Source organism: Henriciella marina DSM 19595 (genome assembly GCF_000376805.1).
Lineage (GTDB): Bacteria > Pseudomonadota > Alphaproteobacteria > Caulobacterales > Hyphomonadaceae > Henriciella > Henriciella marina.
This window is the reverse complement of sequence record NZ_AQXT01000002.1, coordinates 595083-619219: the sequence shown is the minus strand read 5'-3', so window position 1 is coordinate 619219 and position 24137 is coordinate 595083. Positions and strand designations below refer to the sequence as shown.

The window sequence follows — 24137 nt, the reverse complement described above, 5'->3', positions numbered from 1 at the left end:
GTCAGACGTGATGGTGCGACCCGGTCTCAGGATCGAGCAGCCTGTGCGCATGCAGGATGAAGTAGCGCATCTCGGCATTGTCTACGGTCCGCTGGGCAGCATTCTTCCAGGCGTCATAGGCCGCCTTGTAGCTTGGGAACGCGCCAACGAAGTCCAGCTTCGAAAGGTCTTCGAATTCGATGCCGCGAACGTCTTTCAGCTCACCACCAAGGACCAGGTGAAGGAGTTGCTTGGTATCCGGCGTATCGGCCATCTTTTTCTGCTCCGTATCGTTCGATCTATCGTGCGGTCTGACGGTCCAGTTCGGGTCGGGCAGGCGCACGCCTTTGACGCGCTCCACTAACAGAGGATGCAGTCGCTTTCCAGCCGCAATGAGACTGCGCTGGGCAGGTTCGCTGCGATTGAAGAGATAGGGTTCGCCGAGATGGGTAGAGGCAATCCCGCCCGCCTCCTCCACGATCACTGTCCCTGCGGCAAGGTCCCAGTCAGATTTGCGCCACAGAGCCAGCGTTGCATCCCACTGCCCCGTCGCAACCCAGCACATTCTTAGAAGCGTGGCGTTCGGCTTCGGTTTCGCCAACTCCATGTCTGGCCAGGGCACGCTCCAGGCCGGATGGGTCAGCATGGATTCCGATGCAATCAACCTGCATCCGGATTCTTCATTGCGGCTGCTTGTCAGAAGCCTCTGTCCGTTCAGCCAGGCGCCTTTGCCAAGTTCTGCGCCATAAGTCTCCCCAAGGGCCGGGGCGTGGACAACACCGCACATTGCGCGCCCGTCCTTGATCAGAGCTCCCGCAATCGCCCAGTAAGGCTCACCGGTCATGAAGGCCCGCGTTCCATCGATCGGGTCGATGCACCAGACAGTGTCCGTGAGGTGCGTGTTCCGGTCGAGCGCCGTCTCTTCCGACAGCCAGCCATAATCTGGACGGTTGCTGGTGAGGTGCTCTTTCAGGATCTGGTTCGCCTCAAGGTCAGCCGCTGTGACCGGATGACCAGGCGACTTTTCCCATGACTTGACGTCCCCGGCCTCGAACCGTGACAGCGCCATGCTTCCAGCCTTGATCACAGCTTCATGAAGAAGCTTGAAATCTTCGCTGAAGGGCGCGTCAGTTTCCTGCAATCGACATGTCCTCGACCAGAAGGCTTGGTGCATTCGTGCGACCGCGGAATTCCAGATCAGACGCAGGGATAAGACGCGCGAAGATCGCGGGTAGATCCCCCGCAATGGTCACTTCGGAGACAGGATACTGGATCTCGCCGCCCTCAAACCAGAAACCGGCCACACCAACCGAATAGTCGCCGGTATTGGGATTGATTGATGGGCCGAACATGTCGGTCACAAGCAGGCCTTTCCCGACCTGGCTCATCAACTCGTCCGGTGACATTGAGCCTGCTTCGATATGCGTATTGGATGTGCCGACGCCTGGTGGATTGCCAAACCCGCCGCTCGCAAACCCGTTGGGTTCAAGTCCGAGCTGGCGCGCTGACGACCCGTTGAGCAACCAGCGCGTCAGAACGCCGTCCTCGATCAGCGCCTTGCGCGAAACAGGCAGACCTTCGCCATCATGATTGCGACAGCCAAGGGCCCGCTCCAGGAAAGGGTCGTCTATGATGTTGATACCATCGGCAAAAACCTTCTGCGCCATGCGGTCTTTCAGAAAGCTCACGCCGCGCGCCACCGAAGGACCGGATATCGCTGACAGGAAGGCGCCGATCAGGCTGGATGCGACGCGCTTGTCATAGATTACGGCAGCCTTTTGCGTCTTCACCTTGCGGGGCCCAAGCCGCGCAACGGCGCGCTCACCTGCGACCCGGCCGATCTCCGCGGGTTTCGGACGGTGCGCCATCTTACGGACGCTCCAGCTGTCATAGTCGCGCTCCATGGCATCATCGTGCATGGCCACAGCAGCAAGTCCGAGACCTGTCGAGCCACCCGACAGATAGGAGGAGAAGCCATTGCTCGCCGCCACCCATCTCTCCATATGGCTCCATCCATTTCCGCAGCCGGCGACCGTCTTGACGCCCTCGACCGCCAGAGCGGCCGCTTCGGCCTCGATGGCATCCGCCTCAAGCCGGTCGAGCGGGATTTCACCGTCTCCTTCAAGATCGAGCTCGGGCGGGTTGTTCTCCAGAAGCTCAGGATCAGGCAGACCGGCGAACTTGTCTTCCGGCACGGCTTTGGCCATCGCAACACAGCGTTTCGCCATCGTTTTGAGCGCCTCGTCCGACATATCAGACCCCGATACATGCGCCTGCCGCTGCCCGAAGAGCGCGCGCAAGGACACGCCTTGCGACTCGCTGCGCTCGACATTTTCGAGCTTGCCATCACGCACATCTACGCTGACGCCATCAGAGACGGCGAGCGAGCAGTCTGCAGCGGTCGCACCGGCCGCGAGGCACTGGTCGATAAGCTTGGCGAGGATGTCCTGGGGCGGCGTCTTGAAACTGGATGTCATGACTGAGGAGGTAACCCTCTCTCATGCGGGCGGCAACGGGCCGTGTGAAGGCTTTTGCAGGGCTCGCCGCCAGACCTATGCTTCATGGGTGGCTCACAGCCTCGATTGCGGCGGGGGCGAGCTCACGAATGGCATCCAGCAAAATATGCAGATCTTGCTCGCGGGTGCGGTGGTTGGTCATGTTCACCCGAATGGCGAGCCTGCCTCCAATTCCCGTGGTCGACGGCGCCGCGATGCCGATTTCCTGCAGCCGGATCACGATCTCCTCATTCAACGCATCGAGCTGCGCGTTCTCAAGGCCTGCCGCAACATAGCGGAAACAACAGATCGACGTTGAAATGGGCGCAAGGCGTTCGAATTCGTCTGTATCGTCTACAAGACTAGCAAGCCTCTCGATCAGGCGGCAATTATGAGAGATCGCTTCGCCCAGCCTCTTAGTCCCAAACTCGGCGATGTGCGCCCAGATTTTCAGCGCGCGAAATCCGCGTGAGAGTTCAGGCCCATACTCCACAGGCCAGGGGTTGCCCGCCGCCAGCCCACGCTCAGCGGCCTTCAGGTAATCCGGGCGCGAGGAAAAAGCCTGTCGGTGAAGCGCCTCATCGCGCACCAGCACGAAACCGGCATCATAATTCACGTGAAGCCACTTATGAAAGTCGAACGCGATCGAGCTCGCGCGCTCAATACCTCGCAGCTTTGGCGACACATCCGGACTCATGACTCCAGAGGCCGCAAACGCGCCGTCGACATGCAGCCAGAGAGATTGGTCCTCAGCGATTTCGCCGATAGCGTCGAGGTCATCGATGGCACCGGTATTCACCGTTCCGGCAGTGCCGATAATGGCGAACGGCGTCAAACCCGCCTCTCTGTCCGCCTCGATAGCGCGCTTCAGTGCGTCAACATTCAAACGGAACGCATCGTCTACCGGTACTTTCCGAAGCGCCGCGGCCCCAAGCCCAAGCATATCGAAGGCGCGGGCGTTGCAGGCATGGGCCTCACTCGAGGTGTATCCGACCAGCCCCGCCCCATCGATACCATTCTCGCGCGACTGGAAATTCAGCGCGGCATCCCGCGCGACCTTCATGGCAATAATTGTCGCCATGGACGTCCCCGTCACGACGAGGCCGCTAGCGGTGTCTGGAAAGCCAAACAGCTCGGAAACCCAGCTAGTCAGCTCACGCTCGACCCGTAGCCCGACATGATCCCTCCCCCCGCAATTGGCGTTCATCGCCGCATCCATCATGGCCGGTAGCAGGCCAAAAGGTGTTCCGGTGCCATGCACCCATCCAAGGAAACGCGGATGCGTATTGCCGACACCATGGGGCAAAAGCGAAGCCAGCGCATCATCCACATTGGCAGAACTAAGCGGGGCCCCTGTCAGCGCCGTCTTTATTTGCGCATCTACACTTTCGGGAACAGGCGTCCAGACACGCCCCGTCCCGGCCCGCTCCAATTTTTCCAGTGCGCGATCAAGCGTCTCGTGTGCCCGCGCGCGAAAGGCGGTCCAGTCTTCAGGGTCCAACAGACCCTTTGCGTCACTCTCGTCAGTCAACTCTCAGCATCCTCCAGCCTCGGGCGCTCATTCAGAGCTCGTCTGAGGCCTATTCGCTCTCATAGCAATCGTGGGAGGTGTTGCCGCCATCATCTACCTCTTTCAGGCCGTGACGTTTAATTATGAAGACGCCGATCAATCCTGAGACAGCGTTCGCAAAGAAAACGCCGATAGCAAGCCCTAGAAACCCGCCGAGCAGAACGCCAATCCACGCGCCCGTCGCCAGGAGCCCGAGCGCGCGCCCTGCCCCGATCGCCAGACCACTGACTGACCTGCCGAGCCCATTGAGGCCAGCGGTAAGCGAAATGATCACGCCATAACCGGCATAGGACAGCGGAACGATCGCAAGGTAGAGCGCAGCCAATTCCTGCGTCGCTTTCGATGACGTGAAGAATGAGACCAGCCAGTCACCTGAAAAAAAGAAGAAGACCGCCAGCAGAACGGCCCATCCAATCGAAACCTGCGCGCTGAACCATAGACTTGCTCGCGATCTTTCTGTCTCGCCCGCGCCGCTGTTTTGACCAATGAAGGGCGCCGCCGCCGCTGAGAGGGCCAGAAGAGGCACGACCGCAAAGGACTGGATCTTCGTCACCAGACCGAAGGCGGCGACATCTGATGAGCCAAGCGTTGAAACGGCTGCCGTCGCAATTGATAGCGCAATCGGATTGACCGACGTCGACAGGGACGCCGGCAAACCAATGCGAGCCACCTGCTTCCACCGGCCCAGTCCTGCCTTGATGGAGCTGAACGAGACGACCAGTAAATCCTTGCGGGCCAGCAGATAGAACGCCCCGATGGTTGAGAAAGCGCGCGCCGTAATCGTTGCGACCGCCGCCCCCTGCATCCCGAACTCAGGCACAGGGCCTAGTCCGAAGATAAATACCGGATTGATAGCGATATTCAGGATGGCAATCGAACTCATCAGGATAGCCGGACTAACGCCGTCTCCTGTTGCTCGCAGGAGGCCATTGGTCGCCACGAGGACCACCAGAAAGACCACGCCAGCAAACCAGATGAGCATGAATGTGCGCGCGTCCTCATGGATCTGCCCCTCGGCGCCGAGCAGGCTGAGGATCGGCCCGATAAACAGAAATCCGAAGACAGAGAGCGCGACCGAGATAATCAGCGCCATGCAGATCGCGCCCGTTGTCAACTCTGCCTGTTCTTCAATCGAGGCGTCCGCACCTATCATGCGCGAGAGAACAGATGATGCGCCTGCACTCAGCCCGATAGCGAGGCTGATCAGCGTCATGACAATCGGGAACGTGTATGAAATGGCCGCCAGCTTGTCTTCGCCAAGCTGTCCGACAAAATAGGCGTCCGATACGCCAATCGCTTTCACGGCTAGGACACCCGATATCATTGGGATCCAGACCTTCGAAAAGGATGCGCGGACGGAGCCTTGGGTAAGTTGCAATGTCTGGTGTCTCTTCGCTGTGGTGCATCGTGCGCCAGCCACTGGCACCGAGGCGGAGCTATGACGTGCCAGCCCCCTGTCCAGCCACCCTGACTGCGTCAGCTTGACCTTGGCGCCTCAAACCCGCACATCCGGAGCCATGAGCATCAAACCAATTCACATCATTGGCGGCGGCATGGCAGGGTCCGAAGCCGCCTGGCAAGCTGCCAATATGGGCGTCCCCGTGATCATCCATGAGATGCGCGGCGTTCGCGACACAGAAGCCCACCAGACAGACAAGCTCGCAGAGCTTGTCTGCTCGAACTCATTCCGTTCCGATGACCACACCTCGAACGCTGTTGGTGTCCTGCATGAAGAAATGCGCCGGGCGAACGGACTGATCATCACAAAGGGGAGCGTGCATTCGGTTCCGGCAGGCAGCGCGCTTGCTGTCGACCGTGAAGGCTTTTCAGAAGATGTCACGGCGACACTGCAGGCCCACCCGAACATCACAATCGTCCGCGAAGCCATTGATGACATCCCACCTGAAGACTGGGACAGCGTCATCATCGCGACTGGGCCGCTGACGTCGATCAAGCTGGCCGAAGCCATCCGCGCGCATACAGGCGAGGAAGACCTCGCCTTCTTCGATGCCATCGCGCCGATTGTCTATTTCGACTCCATCGACATGGACAAAGCCTGGCGCCAGAGCCGGTATGACAAGCCGGGCCCGCATGGCGAGAAGGCGGCCTACATCAATTGCGGCATGAATGAAGAGCAGTACAACGCATTCATCGACGCCCTGATTGCAGGCGAGAAAACCGAGTTCAAGGACTGGGAGAAGGACACCCCATATTTCGAAGGCTGCCTGCCCATCGAAGTCATGGCAGAGCGCGGCCGCGAGACGCTGCGTTTCGGACCGATGAAACCAGTCGGCCTCACAAACCCGCATGATCCGGACGTTAAGTCATACGCTGTCGTCCAGCTTCGCCAGGACAATGCGCTCGGCACCCTCTGGAACATGGTGGGCTTTCAGACCAAGCTGAAATACGGCGCGCAGGCCGACATCTTCCGGATGATCCCGGGCCTTGAGAACGCACAGTTCGCGCGCCTCGGTGGTATTCACCGCAATACCTTCCTCAATTCACCCAAACTGCTCGACGAACAGCTGCGCATGAAATCCATGCCGCGTCTTCGCTTTGCCGGACAGGTGACAGGCGTTGAAGGCTATGTCGAAAGCGCCGCCATGGGCCTCCTCGCCGGCCGTTTCGCCGCTGCGGAGCGTCTTGGGACAGAACTTGCGCCGCCGCCACCGACAACCGCGCTCGGCGCACTGATCGGACACATCACAGGCGGGCACCTTCAGGGCAAGCAGAGCTTCCAGCCGATGAACATCAATTTCGGCCTCTTCCCCGATCCCGATCCGGAGACAATTCCGAAGAAGGATGACGAAGGAAAACGCCTCCGCGGCAAGGCCAAGGGCCGGGCGAAGAAGGGTGTGCAGGCCGTTCGAGCGCTGGAAGATATCGACGGATGGCTCGCAGCCCAACGGCAAGCGGTGGCCGCCGAGTAAGCTTAAGTTCGCACGCGCCTGACGGGACCGGCAGTCGGGCTTTCAATGATAAACACTTGGCCTGTCATGCCTGGCAAATCGTCGATGAGGGTCATCGCTCGACTTGGGGGACAGAACGTCCCGATTGTTCTTGCTCGCGATGACGAAGATCGCCTGATCCACGAGACCCGGCGCAGGATCCAGTACCTCGGCAATTCTGTACAACAATGCGCGGCTCTCTTCTGATACCTCGCCTGCGGCCAGCGCAATCTCGGTTAGATTGGCGAGCGCACAATTGCTCTGTTCCCTGTTCATGCTTCCCCTGAGCCATGGCAAGCAGTCGTCAGGTCCGGTCGCGGTTTCCCATGCCTCGGAAGCAGCCTGCCAATCGGGACAGCTGATTGCACCATGAAGAGCGCGGACAATTTGGGCGGTGTCATCGCCTTCCTCCTTATTTTCCATCATCATGATGCTGGCCAGCATGAGTGCCGCCTTTGCCGTGAGGGGCCGGCACGCGGACCTTGCCTTGATTGATGATGTCATTCTGTACTCTCCAGCGCAGTCGGTGTAAAAGTTGCGGCGAGCGGATCCGCCACGACGACAATCGATACCCAGCTGACCGCCAGTCCAAAGTATCGCGCCCGAAGACCTGCCGAAGTTTCGGCGCCTACCGCCCTGTTTGCACGTTTATTTTTTCTTGCAGGCTTTTTTCAGACGACGGACATGGTAAGTGCACTGCATATGGCGCTTTATATTTTTCATGATCCGCCGGTTGATCGCGATTTTCGCGAACTCTTCCAGTTTATCTGCGACCACGGGATCGGACAGCCAATGGACGCTGGCGGTCAGTTTCAGCCATGGTCGGACGAGTCGATGGAAGCTGCGTTCGCCGATACGGCCACGGCTGTTGACAAAAGATCCATACAGAGCTGGCGAAGCGGCGCGTCTGTACCGCGCCTCGACAAAGTCCGTTCACTCTCCGCGGTGATCACCAGATCAGCTGATCAAAGAAGGGTCTGGCTGAAGGCCCTCATCGATGCCCGCCGGAAGTCTCTTGATGCACGGAAGCAAGCCGCCTCCCCAACTGGCTCGGCGGAGGCCTCTCAGACCCCGACTGATTCTGATGACCCGCCTCGCCGAACCCGCAGATGGGTGGCCGTCACCGCGGCGACGATGCTCATAGGCCTTCTCGTCGTTGGCTCAGGCATAGTCCTTCGCAGTTACGGTGCAGAAAGCCAGGTCGCGAACATTGAATTCTGCACAGAGGAAAATTTCTCGACGCAGACCTATACCTGCCTCGAAACTTCCGAGGCGTTCGATGAGGATATCACCACGCTGATGGTGACCTTCGATCTGATCAACGTCCCTCAAGGCATGTCGTTTGAGCGTATCTGGTACCGCGAAGGACTGGAGTTCCTGCGCAAGTCCAGCTTCAATGATGATGCCTGGCCGGGATACACTTTTCTAAATTTCGACAGGTTTCCGGAGGGCAATTACACCCTCCGGATCATTGTCGACGGCAAGTCCTTCACCTCAACATTCAAGGTCGGTGATGAAACCGGTTATCTCGCCTATGAGGACTAGCCGATCTCGGCTTTGGCTCGCTCGCGCCAGGTTCCGATATTCTCGAACTCCTCATGCGGCTTCCATTTCATGACGCCGGCAAAGCCCGTGAAGCAATACAATGTGATATCGGCGATGGAGAAACGGCCAGCGGCAAGGAAGTCATTATCGGCAAGATGGGCATTGATACGCTTTGCCATAGCGCGTGCGCCTTTCTCGGCCTTTGCACCGGCTTCTGGCACTTGAGGTACTTCCAGCGGCGCCATCACCGGATGAGAGTTGCGAAACCAGGTTGCGAACTGGATAAAGAGCATCAGCTCCACGCGGCGGTCCCACATCTCGATCAGCGCTTTCTCCTTGGGATCGACGCCCATCAGGTTCGGCTCAGGGAAAATGCCTTCGAAATAAGTACAGATCGCGCGGCTTTCGGTCAGCGTCGTACCATCATCCAGAACGAGCGACGGCACCTGAGAGAAGGGAGAGACCTTCCGGTAATCGTCCGTCTTGTGCTCCTGCTTCATGATCGAGATCTCTTCGATCTCCACCTCACCAAGTTTGCCCTTGGCTTTCAGGAAGTTGGTGACCCGTTCCGGGTTCGGCGCTTGCGGGCTGTGATAAAGCTTCATCGATTCCTCCTCAGTATTTGAGAGAGGTGTAACCTACGGAGCGGGCGAACCGAAGCGCAAACTCGGTCAGTTGAAACGCTTCCTCACACCAAACGTCGCGTTCAGTGGCTCCCCCGGGAAATAGCGATTATTCCCAAAGGCGAGGTCGGCCCGGTCTGCATAGTTCACGTCAAACAGGTTCCGCACAATAACAAAGCCTTCGAGCGTCTCGGTAAACGCATAGGACGCGCGCGCATGCGCTGACGTATGCCCCGGATAGGTCTGCGTGTTGCCGGGGTCGACATAGTACTCGCCGATATACTCGGCAGAGAGGCTCGCTTCGAATGCGTCCGTCGGGTGCCACGTCAGCCGGAGGTCGGCCAGCCAGTTTGGCGCCGTGTCGACATCATTCCCGTCGAGGATAATCTCAGACCCAGCCGCCACGATACGGTCGAATGTATAGGTATGCTCGGCATAACTCGCCGTGCCAGATATGGTGAACGCATCGTTCACCAGCCAGTTTGCCCGGCCCTCAATGCCTGTATGCCGCGTTGAGCCATCGGTGACGTTGAGACCATCGGAGTCGCGGAAGAAGAAGTTATCCTTCTCCGCATGGTACGCCGCGACATCGAACAGAATGGTACCGCCGAGCGCTTCTCCGCGCGCCCCGATCTCGAAACTGTCCATCGTCTCGACGTCTGCTTCGGCGATGCCTTGCTGCGATTGAAGCCGGTAAAGATCAGACGCCTGCGGCGCACGTTCGCCGCGCGAATAATTCGCGTAATAGCTCACGGTGCCGCGGCCCGGTGTCCATATTGCGCCGAGCTTTGGGGTTAGTAGATCATAACTGTCTTCCCGGTCTGCTGGTACCAGGAACCGCCCGTTCGGTCCCGGCGGTACATCGGTTGTATAGTCATAGTCATGTGTCTCGCCGCGCAGGCCTGCAAGTATTGTGACGGTATCGGAGACTGCCCATTCGGCTTCGCCCCACAAGGCGAGCACGGTGGTGTCGACGGTGTAGTCATAGTGAACGCCGACCGGGAAGCGCGTATCGCCCGGAAAGAAGCCGAACGGCTCAAGCTGAGTTTCCTTCAGCCATCCGGATGCGATGTCGGCATCGGCCCCGACCCGCAACGTGACCGCGTCGCTCGCCGAAACCTCATACTTCGACTGAAGGCCGAACGCATCGTGCCCGTTTTCTTCCACGCCGCCATTCGGCAGGAAGTGCTGGGCGAATTCCATCTCCTGCCAACGGTAGAACGGCGTCAGCGTCAGTTCACCCGGCCCGACATCACGCGAGAGGCGCACAGCCCCCATCGCCCATTGCGCATCGCGGTAGGCTTCCGGAGCGGGATTGTTCGTCGCCGTCTCGTCGTCGCGATAGGCCTTGTAGCCTTCGAGGAAGCCAGCCGTTTCCTGGTTGAGATTGGAGGCGCTGATCCAGGCGAGGCCATCCCAGCCGGCGGCCTCGAAGGCGTAGGAGCCCGAGAGCTTCTGCTGTTCAACGCCGGTGAAATCGCGCCAGCCGGCATCGTCTTGCAGGGAGAGCGAAAGGCGGGCCGTGTCGGACAGGTTTCCGGTGAGGTCTGCGCGGTAGCGGTTGAGCGTTGAGCCTGTCAGCCGGGTGTCGAAATAGTCAGACGTCTCCGGCTCGCCGAGGATCACGTTGATCAGGCCGTGGACGGCATTCGAACCATATTTGGCAGAGCCGGGACCGCGCACGATTTCGATGGCGTCGGCAACCTCGTGGTGGATTTCGAACAGCGAGTTGACGTTGCCGAAAGCGGGTGCGCGGGTCGGCACACCATTCTCCAGAATGAGGAAACTACCCTGCCCCGCCCCGCCTGTCAGGACAGGCGAGCGCAGCGCGATCAGGTGTTCCTGCCCTGAATTCATCTGGATATTGACGCCGGGAAGCTGGTTCAGAATTTCGGCGGGGTGGTCTGCGTTGATTGTCACGATGGTTTCAGCGTTGAGTGTGGCGACGCTGCCGGGCTGGGTATCTGTGCGGTCGCCATACACGGTGACAGGAGACAGCCTCTCAACCGGCTGCGGCGCCTGGGCGATCGCGCCTCCGGCCGAAAAGACAACAAGGCTTGCAGATGTCGCGAGCAGGGGGCGGAGCGGCATGGGCGGTCACTCTGAAATCAGGAGGAAACATTTACCTCATGAGTTCTAGTGCGCACCCTGCCCCCTGACGAGGCCCATCGCTGCGTCAATCGCAGGACAGCAGGCCGGCTATTTCCGCCGGCCGACCGGGAGGATCATCGGTGTCTTCGCCATGTAGTCGATGTATTGATCACCGAATGTGGTTGTCAGATCGCGTTCCTCATAGCCGATGGCGACGAGGATGTAGGCCGTCCAGATCGACGCAAACAGCAGGTGCCCGACGCTCATATAGGGCGTCGCCCAGAAGGCGATCAGAAAGGACGTGTACAGCGGATGGCGCACCAGCTTGTAGAGGTAGGGCGTGTAGAATTTTGGATTCGCCGGCTCCCGGTTCCTGAAGGCAGCCCAACCCTGCTCGAGGCCAAAGAGTTCGAAATGATTGATCAGGAAGGTCGAGACCAGCACCATGACGAGCGCGAGGTAGAACAGTCCGGTCAGCAGACCGGCCCAGAGTGGCGAATTGACCTCCCAGACGGCACCCGGCATCGGGATCCAGCCGGCATAGAGCAGCACCAGGACAGCCACCGTCAGCAGGACGTAGGTGCTACGCTCAACGGATTTCGGAAGCACTTTCGTAATGGCGCGCTTGAAGCCCGGCCGGGCCATGATCGAATGCTGCAGGCCGAAAACGAGCAGGAGCCCGATATTGACGGCGGCAGCAGGGAGGCCGGTGATGAAGCTTCCGCCCCAGTCCAGCGTCTTCGGCGCCTGTATCAGCGGCACCATCGCGCCGCCAATAAAGGCTATCAGGTAGAGAAATGCCGCAAAAAACAGAACGTATACGAGAATGCTGTAGGCGAATGCCACGTATTTCATTGTATGCCCCCCTGCCCGATGGACTCAGGCGCAGGAATACTCTCTCACGGAACCGTGATTACCACAATTACGAGCCCGGAAGCTCGCTGTTCTAGCCGATCGACCCAGTAAACAACTGCACCGGCAGTGCGCCAACGACAGCGCCCGACAGGCAGGTCGCCAGCGTACCGGCGATCAGTGTCTTCCAGGCAAGCTCAAGGAAGGTCGATCGGCGCTCAGGGCAGATGATGTTAAGACCGCCGATCAGAATGCCGATGGACCCGAAGTTTGCAAAGCCGCAGATGGCGTGCGCCGTGATGATGCGCGTGCGCGGGTCCATGGCGTCTTCCGGGATGGCGCCAAGCTCGATGAAAGCCACAAACTCTGTCAGCACCGTCTTGATGCCCATGAGCGAACCCGACAGCGCCGCTTCGCCCCATGGCACACCAATCATGTACATCAGCGGCGAGAACACCCATCCCAGCACGCGCTGGATCGATAGCGGCGCACCGAATACGTCTGGAAATGCGCCGAGGCCGGCATTGGCGAGCCAAAGCAGGGCCAGCGCAGCGATCAGCATCGTTGCAATGTTGAGAACGATCTGAAGGCCGTCGGCTGCCCCGGTCGCAAATGCGTCCATGGTGGAATTGTACTTGAAGTCCGGCTCATGCGCGCGCTCGGACGGGTCGGTCGTCTCGGGGATCATGACAAGCGCCATGGCAACAGCGGCAGGCGCGGCAATGATCGACGCGGTCAGCAGCTGCGCCAGTGGATTTGCCATCACCCCGTTCAGGAAGGTCGTGTAGATCACCAGAACCGAGCCGGCGATTGTCGCAAAACCAGCCGTCATCAGAATGAAGATTTCAGACCGTGTCATGCCTTTGATATACGGCTTCACCAGCACGGGCGCTTCGGTCATGCCCATGAAGACGTTGGCCGACACAGCAAGCGAGGTTGCGCCACCGAGGCCCATCAGCTTGCGGAAAATGAAGGCAAAGCCCTTCGTGACCCAGCGCAGGATATGCCAGTGCCAGAGAATAGCCGAGAGCGCGGCTACGACGATAACCACGGGCAGGATCTGGAAGAAGAAGAGCGGCGGCGCGTCACCAATCATGATCTCACTGGCGGCCTGGTTGTCCCCCACATAGCCGAATACGAAACTGGTGCCGTTACGGGTGGCTTCCTGCAGCGCTTCGACAATGAAATTCGCCTTGAACAAAAGGCTGCGGACCACCGGAATGCCGAACAGGATAAGCGCGAAAGCGAACTGCATCGCCACCGCCCCGATGACCAGGCGCCAAGGAAACTTGTTACGCTGTTCAGACAGGCCCCAACCGATCGCGAAAATAAACACGATACCGATCAGCGCGCGCGCATTGTCCCAGCCCCATTCCATCCGGCCTCTCCCTGATGCCCTCATTCCATAGCTGCCTTATCGCGGGTCTCCATCATCGACCAGACCTGTAAGTCAGATTGAATGTCGGAACGGTGCGTCTGCCGGTACGTTGGTCAGGCTTAAGCAAGTGTCCGGAACAAGGAGCGACAATGAAACGCCAGACCTTCACCCCACTACGCGACCAGAAAATCAATATGGAGCCCCGTCCCGTCTCAACCGACCAGATTGACGGCGTGATGAATTCATCCGAGCCGCTCAACGAGAAAATGGCAAAGCTCAATGAGTTGCGTCAGAGCCATGACCAATGGGCAAGCCGCCAACCCGATACGGATGGCAAGCCGCTTCTGCGCTACATCGATGATGCGGTGAAACGTCTCCTCCACGACGACAAGCTGGAAAAGAAAGTCGAAACGTCCTGATCTGACCTCCAGCCAACCCGAAAAAAGCCGCGATGCCTAAGGCTCGCGGCTTTTCTTTTACCCGGAGACCAAGTCTTCTAGCCCAGTTTGCAGACACAGATCTTGTGGCCGTCAGGGTCGCGGAAATAAGCGCCGTAGAATGTAGGAATACGCCTGCCAGGCTCGCCGTCCGGCGTCGCGCCAAGTTCGATCGCCTTGGCATAGGCCTTGTCGACCATTTCGTTGTCGGCGCAGGCGAGCGCAGGCATCACACCATTGCCACAGGTCGCTTCTTTTTCGTCATAGGGGCCGCCAATCGCCAGCATGGGCTGGCCGGGGCCGGTTCCGTAAAAGTACAGACGGCCATTGTCGAAAAAGCGCTGTGCGCCGATCGTCGGCATGAAGCCGTCATAGAATTCCAGAGCTTTCTCGATATTGTTCGAGCCGAGCGTCACATATGCGAACATGTCAGTCCTCCTTGCTGATTTGACGCCACTTGCAGCATGGCAGGCCAGACGCAGCAAGCACTTCCCCAGCGCGAATGCTTGACGTTTCCGTGACCGGGTGCTGCAAGGCTGACCGTCCAGTTTACCTATTCCAGGAGATACAAATGGCAGACATCCGTTTTGACGACAAAGTCGCAATCGTCACCGGCGCAGGTGGCGGGCTTGGCCGCTGTCACGCGCTAGAGCTTGCCCGCCGCGGCGCGAAAGTCGTCGTGAACGATCTCGGCGCCTCGATGGATGGATCGGGCGGTAGCTCCGAAGCGGCGAACGACGTCGTCAAGGAAATCGAGGCGATGGGCGGCGAAGCGATCGCCAATGGCTCCTCGGTCACCGATGATGCCGGCGTGAAGAAGATGATCGACGACACCATGAACAAATGGGGCCGCATCGACATCCTGATCGCCAATGCAGGTATCCTGCGCGACAAGTCCTTCTCCAAGATGACCATGGAAGACATCCAGCTGGTCGTCGACGTCCACCTCATGGGCTCCTTCAAGCCAATCAAGGCTGCCTGGGACATCATGAAAGGCCAGGAATATGGCCGTATCGTCGTCACCACCTCCTCGACCGGCCTCTACGGTAATTTCGGTCAGGCGAACTACGGCGCCGCGAAGCTTGGCCTGGTTGGCCTCGTAAACACGCTGAAGATCGAAGGCGCGAAGAACAACATCAAGATCAATGCGGTCTGCCCGGTCGCAGCGACCCGCATGACTGAAGGCCTGATGTCGCCGGAAGTCCTCGAACAGCTGAAGCCGGAATATGTGACACCCGGCGTCATGAACCTCGTCAAGGAAGATGCCCCGACCGGCATGATCCTGTCGGCAGGTGCTGGCGTCTTCTCAATGGCGGAAATCGTTGAAACCAAAGGCGCTTTCGTTGGCCAGGGCGAGGCCCTCACAGCCGAAGCGGTCGCCGCCAAGTGGGACCAGATCACCGACAAGTCGACCCAGACCCATTTCAATATGGGCGGAGAGCACGGCCAGAACATCTTTGCGCGCGTGGCTGAGGCCGCAAAGGGCTAGGCTTCACGCCGAGAGTTAAACCTATCCGGGCCACGCCCCGCGACTTGCATTCAGGTCGCAGGCGTGGCCCACTCATGTCGGCAACCTTAAATTCCGTGGAGGATCGACATGCGCCTTGCCCTGCTCTGTTCAAGCCTTTTCCTGCTGGCAGCCTGCCAGCCACAACCCATACCGGTCGACGGCGACCCCGCCTCCACCGGTGCTGATACGCCCCGCGCCGAAGGCGAAATGTGCGGCGGCATCGCAGCCATTCCATGCGGTGAGGGGCTTTATTGCGCCGACGCGCCCGGCCAGTGCGTGAACGTCGCTGACGGGTCCGGCATCTGCGCCCCCCGCCCGGAAATGTGCACACAGCAATATGAGCCGGTCTGCGGCTGCGACGGCGAAACCTATGGAAATGCGTGCACGGCCGCCGCCGCGGGCGTCAGCGTTGCCTCAGAAGGTGAGTGCGACGCGAGCTAGATGCCTGCGCGTCAAAGCGCGGCAGAAACACCCTCAACCAGAGGCGTGACCGGCTCAGCAAGCGGCGCATCAGCGCGGTTGCCATCCTTGGTCAGACGGCGAACGACCTGCTTGCCGTCTGCTTTCATGACCGGCGCAACCAGCGTGCCGCCACGCGCGAGCTGCCCCAGAAGCACATCGGGGATTTCCTTGACCGCGCCGGTCAGCAGGATGCGGTCAAACGGTCCATGCTCGCGCCAGCCGGTCAGGCCGTCGCCATGGCGGATATCGACATTGCGAACCTTGAAGGCATCGAGCTTTTTCCGGGCCGTCTCGACCAGCGCACCGTAACGCTCGACCATCCAGACATGGCGCGCGATCTGCGCCAGCAGCGCGCCGACATAGCCGCTGCCTGCACCAATAAGAAGATGGCGTTCGCCCTGCCCTGCATGGGCCTGCAAGGCGCCGAGAAGCTGTGCAATGACAATCGGTTTCGGCAAGGTCTGGCCACAGGGCAGCGGCAGGATCGCATCTTCCTGCGCAAGCTTTCTCAGCGACCTGTCGACAAACGCGCTCCGGTCCACCGTCTCCATTGCGGACAGCACTGCGTCATCGCGAATGCCCTGCCGGCGAAGCTGCAGGATGAGGCGCGCAGCGCGAAACGGATCAGCGATCAGGTCTGCCAATTTGCTTTCAGCTTTTCGAGATAGCGATTGTGAGTAAGATCCACATGGAGCGGGGTCACCGAAATGCGGCCCTCATAGATCGCCCGAAGGTCTGTGCCTTCAGGTGGGCGCGACAGACGGCCACGAAACCCGATCCAGAAATAATCGTTTCCACGCAGATCCTCGCGCCGTTCGGTATGTATGATCTGCTCGTCGCGAAAGCCCTGACGCGTGATCTCGATACCGGCCACATCATCCGGCTCGCGGTCCGGAAAGTTGACGTTCATGACCACATCATCCGGCCAGCCCCGCTCGATCAGCGGCTTGATGACCTTTGCGCCCCAGCTCTTGGACGTTTCCCAAGGCAGAGACCCGCGCTCACGAAAGCTCTGCGCCTGGCTGAGCGCGATGGACGGCACGCCTAGATGCATGCCGAACATGGCCCCTGCGATCGTGCCTGAGAGGCTGGTATCCTCAGCGATGTTCTGCCCGCGATTGACGCCCGACAGGATCAGGTCCGGCTTTTCCGGCATGAGGTCATGCACAGCCAGCAGAACACAGTCTGTCGGCGTGCCCATCACCGCCCAGCACTTCTCGCGCACCTCACGGGTGCGGACCGGCTGGGTCAGCGTGATGGAGCGTGACTGGCCTGACTGTTCAACTTCGGGCGCCGCAATCCAGATATCGTCAGAGAGCTCGCGCGCGATGGATTCGAGCACAGAGAGCCCCGGCGCGTGGATACCGTCATCATTGGTGAGGAGAATTCTCATTCTTCTATCCTGCTCGCTTCACATCCTTCGACAAGCTCAGGATGAGGTTCATACAGCCTCTTCTCTATGCCGCCTTCCCAGCGCAAGCTGGGATCCATGGTGGTTGAGCACTCAGCTTCCAGTCGTATCTGGGCCCGACCGTTCGGTGAGGAGACGGAACCGGTTTACCCAATCACCTCAAGCCCGCCCATATAAGGCCGCAGAACTTCAGGCACCGTGATCGTACCGTCCTCGCGCTGATAGTTCTCGAGAACAGCAACAAGCGTCCGGCCAACCGCGAGGCCTGAGCCATTCAGCGTATGAACGAATTCTGGCTTCGGCTTCTGATTGTCCGCGCTTGGCGCCGCGCGCCAGCGCGCATTCATCCGGCGGCCCTGAAAGTCCCCGCAATACGAGCAGGAGCTGATCTCGCGATAGGTCTCCTGGCTCGGCAGCCAGACTTCGAGGTCATAGGTCTTGCGCGCGCCAAACCCCATATCGCCGGTACAGAGCAACATCCGCCGATAAGGCAGCTCAAGGCGCTCTAGGATGGTCTCGGCGCAGCGCGTCATCCGCTCCAGCTCTTCCAGCCCTTCGGCCTCATCCTTCACGATGGAGACAAGCTCCACCTTGTTGAACTGGTGCAGGCGGATCATGCCCTTGGTGTCACGCCCTGCACTGCCCGCTTCGGAGCGGAAGCAAGGCGTGTGGGCGGTGTACCGGCGCGGCATGTAATCGGCGTCGATAATGGTTTCTCGAACGAGGTTCGTAAGCGGAACCTCTGAGGTAGGTATCAGATAGTGAGCGGTGCCTTTACCGCCTCCATCATTTGATGGAACCTCATCCTGCTTCTGACTCTTGAAGAGGTCCTCTTCAAACTTTGGAAGCTGTCCGGTCCCGACAAGCGCCTGATCTCTCACGAGAAATGGCGGGCTTGTCTCCGTATAGCCATGCTCACCGGTCTGGACGTCCAGCATATAGCTGGCGAGCGCCCGCTCAAGCCGCGCCAATCCGCCTGACAACACCACAAAGCGTGCGCCGGACATTTTGGCCGCTGTTTCGAAGTCCATCATGCCGAGGGCTTCGCCAAGGTCTGCATGGTCCTTCGGCGCAAAGCTCAGCGCGGTTGGTGCGCCTACCTTTTTCTGCTCGGTATTGTCGTCTTCGTCGGCCCCTTCCGGTACCTCCGGCAATGGCAGGTTTGGCAGACCAAACATCAGCTCGTCGAGCTCCTTGCGGGCAGCCTCTTCCTGCTCACCGGCGGTCTCGATCGTCTTCTTGGCGTCGGCAACCTCATCCCGGAGGCGCTCAAATTCGGCCTCGTCGCCGCTGGCCTTGGCCTTGCCGATGAGTTTGGAATTGGTGTTGCGGGCGCTCTCGGCCTCCTGCTTGTCGGTGAGCGCCTGACGGAGGGCTGCGTCATGTGCGAGGATGTCATCGACCTTGTCACCTAGCCCGGACGCCCGCCGGTTCCAGGCGTCGCGGAAGTGGTCGGGGTTTTCGCGAATGGCGCGGATGTCGAACATGATGTGTCTCGTACTGGCGGTGAGTCTATTCTCTCTGGTGACCCATCTAGTCCAATTGGCGCGCCAGCGGAACCGCCTGAGATGAGAGCCGCGCTCTAGTCGCCTGCGCCGCCAATTGCGTCATCTTCAGCTGCCTTTTTCTCCATCATGGAGACACACCAGATCGAGATCTCATAGAGGCCATAGACCGGCACAGCGAGCATGACCTGCGAGATAAGGTCAGGCGGCGTGAAGAATGCAGCTGAAACGAGGATCGCGACGACTGCATATTTGCGGCCAGAGCGCAGCGTATCGGCGCCGATGATCCCGGCCCGGCCAAGCAGGCTGAGCACGACGGGCAACTGAAAGCTGAGGCCGAAAGCCAGCATCAGCGCCATGACCAGCGACAGATATTCTGACACTTTGATCTGCGGCGTGATGGCAGCGCGCCCTTCAGAGGCAAGCTGCTCGAATGAGAGCGCAAAGTTCGAAATAAGCGGCAGCATGCCGAAATAGACAAACAGCGCCCCCAGCGTGAAGAGCACCGGCGCGGCAATCAGAAAGGGCAGCACGGCCCCCTTCTCACGATTGTAGAGCCCCGGTGCCACGAAGGAATAGATCTGCCAGCCCACGACCGGAAAGGCGAGGAAGACACCCGCGAAGAGAGAGAGCTTCAACTCTACAAAGAACACTTCCAGCGGCGCGGTATAGATCAGCTCGAACCTTGTATCGCCGCGGTCGACCTCTGCTACACGTACCAGCGGCTCCAGCAGGATGTTGTAGAGCGGCCGGGCGAAGAAAAAGCAGACGATCGTCGCCGCAGCCAGCGCAGCGATAGACCAGATAAGGCGTGTGCGCAGCTCAATAAGATGGTCGAGCAAGGGCGCCCGTGTGGACTCCATCTCGCTGTCGTCATCCGTAAAGTTAGGCCGCTCATCGGCGCGCATGTCGCGGCTCATGTGGAGGTGGCCTTCTTGTCGCCGGTCTTGGCGGGGGCCTTATCGCCGGAGGCCGCGCCTTCTGCGGGCGCGGAATGCGCAGGTGGAACGGGCGCTGGAGTGACGGGAGCCCCTGATTCAGGCGCTTCCGCGGACGTATCCTCACTGGCCTCTTCCGTCGTGTCAGAAATAGCGCCCGGACCGGTCTGATTTCCAGGAAGCGGGTTTTCCATCATCACACGGCGGTTGATATCGCGCTCGGCTTTCTTGAAATCATCGACGGCCCCGGTCAGTGCATTGTCGCGGCGAAGATCCTCGATCTCCTTGCGCAATTCATCAAGCTCTCCCTGCCGGGCGATGTCGTCAAAGGCTGACTGAAATTCGCGGGCCATGGCGCGCCCCTTGGCCACGAACTGGCCGAGCTTACGCATCATCATGGGCAGGTCCTTTGGACCAACGACGATCAACGCGACGATTGCCACGAGCATAAACTCGGTGAGGCCAAATTGTGGAAGCATGCTTAGCCGGCCTCGCTTGCCTGTCAGCTGGAGGTTTTCGACTTGTCCTTCTCGGGCGTGACGTTCACCATCTTGTCGTCACTGAGATGGCGGGACTTCTTGGACGCATCCTTATCCTTGTCCGCGCCCTCCTTGTCTTCATCCTCGTCGTTCAGCCCCGACCGGAAGCTGCGAACGCCCTTGGCCATGTCTCCCATGATGGATGAAATGCGCCCGCGCCCGCCGAAAAGCAGAAGGGCGACGATCAGCACGATAAGAAGCTGCATCCAGCTAGGGGCCATGGAAGGTCTCCAAAAATCCTGTTGAATACCTAGCGCTCAATTGCAGAAGTCTCAATGGGTCACGATCACTCAGGTGTCGGTGTCGTCATCGCCATCCATGAAATCGGTCATGAATGCGGCGTCATCATCATTGGCGGCGTGCTCGCCATCTTCACCGCTGGATGGCATGCCGATCTCGCCGGGGTCGAAGTCAGGCGGCACCACATCCGACAACAGTCCGCCTGCCGCAAGCTCTGCCCGGCCCGGCAGCGTCTCGAGGCTCTCCAGACCGAAATGCTCAAGGAAGCCATCCGTCGTGCCATAGGTGACGGGCCGGCCCGGTGTCTGCCGCCTGCCCTTGATCCGCACCCAACCGGCTTCCATCAGCTGATCGACGGTGCCCTTGGAGACGGCAACGCCGCGAACGGCTTCGATCTCGGCGCGGGTCACCGGCTGGCCATAGGCGATGATTGCAAGCGTCTCCAGCGCGGCCTGGGACAGCTTCTTCTGCTCCTGGCGCTCCTCGACGAAAAGATAGGCAAGATCTTCAGCCGTCTGGAACCGCCACTTGCCAGCCACTTCGACCAGCGTGACACCGCGATTGGTGTAAGCGGCCTTCAGCGACATCAGCACCGTTGCCGCATCGATGCCCTGCGGCAGGACTTCGGCGACCTGTTCGGCGCTCAGCGGCTCACCAGCTGCAAACAGAACGGCCTCAGCCCGGCGCAATGCGTCAGAGATGACATCGGCGCCGCCATCGGCCTCACGCTTCAGAAGGTCTTCGGACCGCCTGTAGGCAAAGGAAAGCTGGCGCACGGCGTTGCGGATCGCTTCTGGTGCGTCTTCCAGCTTCTCATTCTCGAAACGGGGTATCGCTGTCATGCGCTCATCCCTTCCTTGTTATCCTGGCTGCCGCGCAGATAGAGCGGCGAGAAATGGACATCCTGGCGAAGTTCGATGTCGCCGTCGCGGGCAAGTTCGAGCGAAGCTGCAAACACGCTGGCCATTACCGAGCGCGGCGGGATATCGCCTGCAATGTCGCCCATGCGACCGCGCAGCTCATCCAGGCTCGCCCAGCTGTCGATCAGCTTGCTCAGGCTTCTCAGCGAATCGCGCGCATGTTCAAGCGGCAGCACATATTGATGCGCCACCCGGTGCGGAGCGGCCTCTTCGCGGCGCTGACGTATGCCGCCAAAGGCCTGCATCAGATGCCAGAGCGAGGTATCGTATTCGGTGTGCTTGATGACGCGTGGCTGCTCCGGCGCGCCGCGCAGAAAGACATCCTGGCCAAGCTGCGCCATGTCCAGCAACTGGTCGCCAACTTCCCGCATGGCTTCCAGACGCTTCAGCCGGAAGGCCAGCCGGGCCGCCATTTCTTCGCCGTCGATCTCGTCATTGGCCGCTTTTTCAGGTTTCGGCAGCAACAAGCGCGACTTCATGAATGCAAGCCACGCGGCCATCAGCAGATAGTCTGCCGCCAGGTCGATCCGCTTCTCGCGGGCGTCCTCGATGAAGCCGATATACTGGTTTGCCAGCTCCAGCATCGACACTTTCAGAAGGTCGACCTTCTGGCGCCGGGCAAGATCAAGCAGCAGGTGGAGCGGTCCCTCGTATCCGTCGATATCAACCGCGAAGAAATCCCCGTTTTCGAGGTCTTCACGGTCGATCAGGTCGCTGGAAACAAGTTCTCGGCTCATACGCGCATGACCCCGACATCCGGGATAAGCGACTTGAAGCGAAGCCAGCCGGCTTCAACGTCGAACGGTTTCTCGCGCTTTGAAGCCGCCTCTGCGGCCTCTGCGCGCTGCAGCGCCTTGCCCGACAGCACTGGCGCGGCTTCAGCCACTTCGCGCATTTCAGCGATGATATCGCCCGGCTCATTCAGGAAACCGGAACAGTGAAGCAGCATGTCGCATCCGGCCGCAATCGACTGATCGGCCCGCTCCGTAAGCGTTCCGCCAAGTGCCTGCATGCCAAGATCGTCTGTCATAAGAAGACCATCAAACCCGATTCGACGCCGGATGACCTCATTTATCATGATCGGCGAGACTGTTGCTGCGCGTCCTTCATCGAAATGATCGTAGGAAATATGGGCCGTCATGGCCATTGGCGCGTGGGTGACATGCCTGAAAGCGGCAAAGTCAGAGGCGAGCTCATTCTCGCCTGCGGTCACGCGCGGCAGTTCTATGTGGCTGTCGGCGGTCGAGCGTCCATGCCCTGGAATATGCTTGATGACCCCGGCGACACCGCCATCTTCGAGGCCTTTCAGCGCCGCTGTCGCCAGCGTCCCAACCGTGTCAGGATCAGTGCCGAAGGCCCTGTCTCCAATGACATCATGCGCGCCGGGTTGCGGCAGATCGCAGACAGGCGCGCAGTCAGCGTGGATGCCCATGCGCGTCAGCTCATCTGCCATCAGCCTGTGCCCAAGCCACGTGGCCTCAAGCCCAAGCTCCGGGTCGCGGGCATAGAGCGCGCCGTAAAGTTCACCGCGCGGGAAAAGTGGCCATTCCGGAGATTTGAGGCGCGCCACGCGCCCGCCCTCCTGATCGATGAAGATCAGGATCTCGCGGCCGACGGCCTTCCAGATATCATGGACACAGCGCCGGATCTGGTCGCGCGTCTGGCACGACCGCCCCATGAGGATGACGCCCCAGGGCTTCTGATCTGCGAAAAGGGCCGATTCCTCATCATGAAGAACCGGCCCCGAAATACTCAATATGCAAGCCTTGTTGGTCATGGCGTCTCGCGAATGATGATACAGTCTCCACCGGTCTGTTTATAGGATTCGCAGAATTTGCTTGCATCGGCGCGTGCATCAAATCGCCCGGCCCTGACCCGGAAGAAGATACCGCTTGCGCCAAGATCGGCGCGCTCGATCAGCTTCTGGGCGCCTGAGAAGATATCTGGATGACGGGTGGCGACGCGGCTCCAGGCTTCGTCGGCGGCCGCCTGCGTCCGCACGGCGGAGATCTGGACCAGGAAAGGCCCGCTTGCCGAAAACGCAAACCGCGTATCAGCCGGGCCGTCTAATTCTGGTCTTGGCTCGGCGACGGGCGGCGTGCGGTCGATATCGGCGTCTGAATGCCTGTCATCGTTCATCGCGGGGGCACTATCACTGACCGGCGGCAGGTCATCGGCCTGCACTTCGGCTGGTCTTGCACCCGGCGAGGAAGCAGAGCTGCCGGGGCGAAGATCCCGCGGCGGCCCGGCCAGCAGCGCCATTTCACGCTGAGCCGCAACAGGCTGCGATTCAGGCGGGCGCGTTGAGCCGTCAAGATTATCATAGAGTCGGCGGTCAAGGTCATCGATCTCGATGCCGCCGCGGTCTTCAGGAATGTGCTTATAGGGCTCGGCATCCGCCATCACCATGGGCAGCTCACCATCTTCGGTGCGCACGCCCTGACGGTACGTATTCCAGACAACGGCCGCAAAAATAATGAGCACGCCGATCGCCAGCGCCAGGATAAGCGGGCCGCGCGCGGAATCATCGTCGCGGATCTCAAATCCCCGATACTCATCCTCGTAAGGTGCGTAATCGTATCTGTCGCTGTTGTGGCTCATATCGGACGCCTGCCCCTTCTTCGCCGTCGTTATTAGTTAAGGAATTGCCATTCCTTTGTTAACGATACTTGAATCGCGGTGTTTGCAGCCCTT

25 protein-coding genes are annotated in these 24137 nt (G+C 59.9%); 5 read left to right on the top strand and 20 right to left on the bottom strand.

Features of this window, described 5'->3' with window-relative positions:
- Position 1: 1 nt before the first annotated feature.
- From F550_RS16700 to F550_RS16690, 4 genes are all read right to left on the bottom strand, one after another.
- Entirely contained in the window at positions 2-1120 is a 1119-nt protein-coding gene (locus tag F550_RS16700; protein WP_018147076.1) for an inositol monophosphatase family protein, read from the bottom strand.
- Positions 1107-2456 (bottom strand): TldD/PmbA family protein, encoded by a 1350-nt coding sequence (locus F550_RS0103135; protein WP_018147075.1) that lies wholly within the window; start codon positions 2454-2456, stop codon positions 1107-1109. Before F550_RS0103135 ends, F550_RS16700 begins: the two co-directional genes overlap by 14 nt.
- A gap of 82 nt (positions 2457-2538) precedes the next feature.
- Positions 2539-4005 (bottom strand): pyridoxal phosphate-dependent decarboxylase family protein, encoded by a 1467-nt coding sequence (locus F550_RS16695; protein ID WP_051076813.1) that lies wholly within the window; start codon positions 4003-4005, stop codon positions 2539-2541.
- Positions 4006-4054: 49 nt separating this feature from the next.
- On the bottom strand, positions 4055-5422 hold the full coding sequence (locus F550_RS16690) for an MATE family efflux transporter (protein WP_051076812.1): 1368 nt from the start codon (positions 5420-5422) through the stop codon (positions 4055-4057).
- 139 nt (positions 5423-5561) lie between these two features.
- Between F550_RS16690 and trmFO the strand changes: the two genes are divergently transcribed.
- Positions 5562-6974 (top strand): methylenetetrahydrofolate--tRNA-(uracil(54)-C(5))-methyltransferase (FADH(2)-oxidizing) TrmFO, encoded by a 1413-nt coding sequence (gene trmFO, locus F550_RS0103120; RefSeq protein WP_018147072.1) that lies wholly within the window; start codon positions 5562-5564, stop codon positions 6972-6974.
- A gap of 42 nt (positions 6975-7016) precedes the next feature.
- On the opposite strand, the gene F550_RS0103115 is transcribed toward trmFO, so the two are convergent.
- Positions 7017-7436: a hypothetical protein gene (locus F550_RS0103115; protein WP_156807805.1), complete on the bottom strand. Its 420-nt coding sequence runs from the start codon at positions 7434-7436 to the stop codon at positions 7017-7019.
- Between the two features lie 258 nt (positions 7437-7694).
- Between F550_RS0103115 and F550_RS0103110 the strand changes: the two genes are divergently transcribed.
- Positions 7695-8537 carry a hypothetical protein gene (locus F550_RS0103110; RefSeq protein WP_018147070.1) on the top strand — a complete coding sequence of 281 codons (843 nt, stop codon included), beginning with the start codon at positions 7695-7697 and terminating at the stop codon, positions 8535-8537.
- On the opposite strand, the gene F550_RS0103105 is transcribed toward F550_RS0103110, so the two are convergent.
- The 4 genes from F550_RS0103105 to F550_RS0103090 form a co-directional block, all read right to left on the bottom strand.
- Entirely contained in the window at positions 8534-9142 is a 609-nt protein-coding gene (locus F550_RS0103105) for a glutathione S-transferase family protein (protein WP_018147069.1), read from the bottom strand. The genes F550_RS0103110 and F550_RS0103105 overlap by 4 nt on opposite strands.
- A 66-nt stretch (positions 9143-9208) precedes the next feature.
- Entirely contained in the window at positions 9209-11251 is a 2043-nt protein-coding gene (locus tag F550_RS0103100; protein ID WP_018147068.1) for a TonB-dependent receptor, read from the bottom strand.
- A 108-nt stretch (positions 11252-11359) separates the two neighbouring features.
- Entirely contained in the window at positions 11360-12106 is a 747-nt protein-coding gene (gene mddA, locus F550_RS0103095) for a methanethiol S-methyltransferase (RefSeq protein ID WP_018147067.1), read from the bottom strand.
- Between the two features lie 91 nt (positions 12107-12197).
- The gene (locus F550_RS0103090; RefSeq protein WP_018147066.1) at positions 12198-13481 is read right to left on the bottom strand and encodes a NupC/NupG family nucleoside CNT transporter; all 1284 of its coding nucleotides are present in this window, start codon (positions 13479-13481) and stop codon (positions 12198-12200) included.
- Between the two features lie 149 nt (positions 13482-13630).
- On the opposite strand from F550_RS0103090, the gene F550_RS0103085 reads away from it, so the two are divergent.
- Positions 13631-13900, top strand: coding sequence for a hypothetical protein (locus tag F550_RS0103085; RefSeq protein ID WP_018147065.1), 270 nt, complete (start codon positions 13631-13633; stop codon positions 13898-13900).
- Positions 13901-13977: 77 nt separating this feature from the next.
- Here F550_RS0103085 and F550_RS0103080 read toward each other — a convergent pair whose 3' ends face one another.
- Positions 13978-14346, bottom strand: a complete 369-nt coding sequence (locus F550_RS0103080) for a VOC family protein (protein ID WP_018147064.1) — start codon at positions 14344-14346, stop codon at positions 13978-13980.
- A gap of 143 nt (positions 14347-14489) precedes the next feature.
- Here F550_RS0103080 and F550_RS0103075 point away from each other — a divergent pair, with 143 nt between their 5' ends.
- Both F550_RS0103075 and F550_RS0103070 read left to right on the top strand, forming a co-directional pair.
- Positions 14490-15407 carry an SDR family NAD(P)-dependent oxidoreductase gene (locus tag F550_RS0103075; protein WP_018147063.1) on the top strand — a complete coding sequence of 306 codons (918 nt, stop codon included), beginning with the start codon at positions 14490-14492 and terminating at the stop codon, positions 15405-15407.
- A gap of 108 nt (positions 15408-15515) precedes the next feature.
- Positions 15516-15869, top strand: a complete 354-nt coding sequence (locus F550_RS0103070; RefSeq protein WP_018147062.1) for a Kazal-type serine protease inhibitor domain-containing protein — start codon at positions 15516-15518, stop codon at positions 15867-15869.
- Positions 15870-15880: 11 nt separating this feature from the next.
- Here F550_RS0103070 and F550_RS0103065 read toward each other — a convergent pair whose 3' ends face one another.
- The 10 genes from F550_RS0103065 to F550_RS0103020 form a co-directional block, all read right to left on the bottom strand.
- Positions 15881-16534: a protein-L-isoaspartate(D-aspartate) O-methyltransferase gene (locus F550_RS0103065; RefSeq protein WP_018147061.1), complete on the bottom strand. Its 654-nt coding sequence runs from the start codon at positions 16532-16534 to the stop codon at positions 15881-15883.
- Positions 16522-17283: a 5'/3'-nucleotidase SurE gene (gene surE, locus F550_RS0103060; RefSeq protein ID WP_018147060.1), complete on the bottom strand. Its 762-nt coding sequence runs from the start codon at positions 17281-17283 to the stop codon at positions 16522-16524. Before surE ends, F550_RS0103065 begins: the two co-directional genes overlap by 13 nt.
- A 164-nt stretch (positions 17284-17447) precedes the next feature.
- Positions 17448-18788, bottom strand: a complete 1341-nt coding sequence (gene serS, locus F550_RS0103055; RefSeq protein WP_018147059.1) for a serine--tRNA ligase — start codon at positions 18786-18788, stop codon at positions 17448-17450.
- Positions 18789-18883: 95 nt separating this feature from the next.
- Positions 18884-19726 carry a twin-arginine translocase subunit TatC gene (tatC, locus tag F550_RS0103050; protein WP_018147058.1) on the bottom strand — a complete coding sequence of 281 codons (843 nt, stop codon included), beginning with the start codon at positions 19724-19726 and terminating at the stop codon, positions 18884-18886.
- Entirely contained in the window at positions 19723-20223 is a 501-nt protein-coding gene (tatB, locus tag F550_RS16685) for a Sec-independent protein translocase protein TatB (RefSeq protein ID WP_018147057.1), read from the bottom strand. The genes tatC and tatB overlap by 4 nt, the downstream gene beginning before the upstream one ends.
- A gap of 23 nt (positions 20224-20246) precedes the next feature.
- Positions 20247-20504, bottom strand: a complete 258-nt coding sequence (gene tatA, locus F550_RS0103040; RefSeq protein ID WP_026180530.1) for a twin-arginine translocase TatA/TatE family subunit — start codon at positions 20502-20504, stop codon at positions 20247-20249.
- A gap of 69 nt (positions 20505-20573) precedes the next feature.
- Positions 20574-21365, bottom strand: a complete 792-nt coding sequence (gene scpB / locus F550_RS0103035) for an SMC-Scp complex subunit ScpB (protein ID WP_018147055.1) — start codon at positions 21363-21365, stop codon at positions 20574-20576.
- Entirely contained in the window at positions 21362-22180 is an 819-nt protein-coding gene (locus tag F550_RS0103030) for a segregation and condensation protein A (RefSeq protein ID WP_018147054.1), read from the bottom strand. Before F550_RS0103030 ends, scpB begins: the two co-directional genes overlap by 4 nt.
- On the bottom strand, positions 22177-23220 hold the full coding sequence (gene nagZ, locus F550_RS0103025; protein ID WP_018147053.1) for a beta-N-acetylhexosaminidase: 1044 nt from the start codon (positions 23218-23220) through the stop codon (positions 22177-22179). Before nagZ ends, F550_RS0103030 begins: the two co-directional genes overlap by 4 nt.
- Positions 23217-24044 (bottom strand): SPOR domain-containing protein, encoded by an 828-nt coding sequence (locus F550_RS0103020; protein ID WP_018147052.1) that lies wholly within the window; start codon positions 24042-24044, stop codon positions 23217-23219. Before F550_RS0103020 ends, nagZ begins: the two co-directional genes overlap by 4 nt.
- Positions 24045-24137 lie beyond the last annotated feature (93 nt).

What these genes read in the sequence shown, in the direction of transcription:
- F550_RS0103110 (WP_018147070.1), top strand. Translation starts at nt 7,695, where the DNA reads ATGGCGCTTTATATTTTTCATGATCCGCCGGTTGATCGCGATTTTCGC.
- tatC (WP_018147058.1), bottom strand. Translation starts at nt 19,726, where the DNA reads ATGAGCCGCGACATGCGCGCCGATGAGCGGCCTAACTTTACGGATGAC.
- F550_RS0103020 (WP_018147052.1), bottom strand. Translation starts at nt 24,044, where the DNA reads ATGAGCCACAACAGCGACAGATACGATTACGCACCTTACGAGGATGAG.
- trmFO (WP_018147072.1), top strand. Translation starts at nt 5,562, where the DNA reads ATGAGCATCAAACCAATTCACATCATTGGCGGCGGCATGGCAGGGTCC.
- F550_RS0103085 (WP_018147065.1), top strand. Translation starts at nt 13,631, where the DNA reads ATGAAACGCCAGACCTTCACCCCACTACGCGACCAGAAAATCAATATG.
- mddA (WP_018147067.1), bottom strand. Translation starts at nt 12,106, where the DNA reads ATGAAATACGTGGCATTCGCCTACAGCATTCTCGTATACGTTCTGTTT.
- surE (WP_018147060.1), bottom strand. Translation starts at nt 17,283, where the DNA reads ATGAGAATTCTCCTCACCAATGATGACGGTATCCACGCGCCGGGGCTC.
- F550_RS0103100 (WP_018147068.1), bottom strand. Translation starts at nt 11,251, where the DNA reads ATGCCGCTCCGCCCCCTGCTCGCGACATCTGCAAGCCTTGTTGTCTTT.
- tatB (WP_018147057.1), bottom strand. Translation starts at nt 20,223, where the DNA reads ATGCTTCCACAATTTGGCCTCACCGAGTTTATGCTCGTGGCAATCGTC.
- F550_RS0103080 (WP_018147064.1), bottom strand. Translation starts at nt 14,346, where the DNA reads ATGTTCGCATATGTGACGCTCGGCTCGAACAATATCGAGAAAGCTCTG.
- F550_RS0103090 (WP_018147066.1), bottom strand. Translation starts at nt 13,481, where the DNA reads ATGGAATGGGGCTGGGACAATGCGCGCGCGCTGATCGGTATCGTGTTT.
- tatA (WP_026180530.1), bottom strand. Translation starts at nt 20,504, where the DNA reads ATGGCCCCTAGCTGGATGCAGCTTCTTATCGTGCTGATCGTCGCCCTT.
- F550_RS0103115 (WP_156807805.1), bottom strand. Translation starts at nt 7,436, where the DNA reads ATGCTGGCCAGCATCATGATGATGGAAAATAAGGAGGAAGGCGATGAC.
- F550_RS0103105 (WP_018147069.1), bottom strand. Translation starts at nt 9,142, where the DNA reads ATGAAGCTTTATCACAGCCCGCAAGCGCCGAACCCGGAACGGGTCACC.
- F550_RS0103075 (WP_018147063.1), top strand. Translation starts at nt 14,490, where the DNA reads ATGGCAGACATCCGTTTTGACGACAAAGTCGCAATCGTCACCGGCGCA.
- scpB (WP_018147055.1), bottom strand. Translation starts at nt 21,365, where the DNA reads ATGACAGCGATACCCCGTTTCGAGAATGAGAAGCTGGAAGACGCACCA.
- F550_RS0103030 (WP_018147054.1), bottom strand. Translation starts at nt 22,180, where the DNA reads ATGAGCCGAGAACTTGTTTCCAGCGACCTGATCGACCGTGAAGACCTC.
- nagZ (WP_018147053.1), bottom strand. Translation starts at nt 23,220, where the DNA reads ATGACCAACAAGGCTTGCATATTGAGTATTTCGGGGCCGGTTCTTCAT.
- F550_RS0103135 (WP_018147075.1), bottom strand. Translation starts at nt 2,456, where the DNA reads ATGACATCCAGTTTCAAGACGCCGCCCCAGGACATCCTCGCCAAGCTT.
- F550_RS0103070 (WP_018147062.1), top strand. Translation starts at nt 15,516, where the DNA reads ATGCGCCTTGCCCTGCTCTGTTCAAGCCTTTTCCTGCTGGCAGCCTGC.
- serS (WP_018147059.1), bottom strand. Translation starts at nt 18,788, where the DNA reads ATGTTCGACATCCGCGCCATTCGCGAAAACCCCGACCACTTCCGCGAC.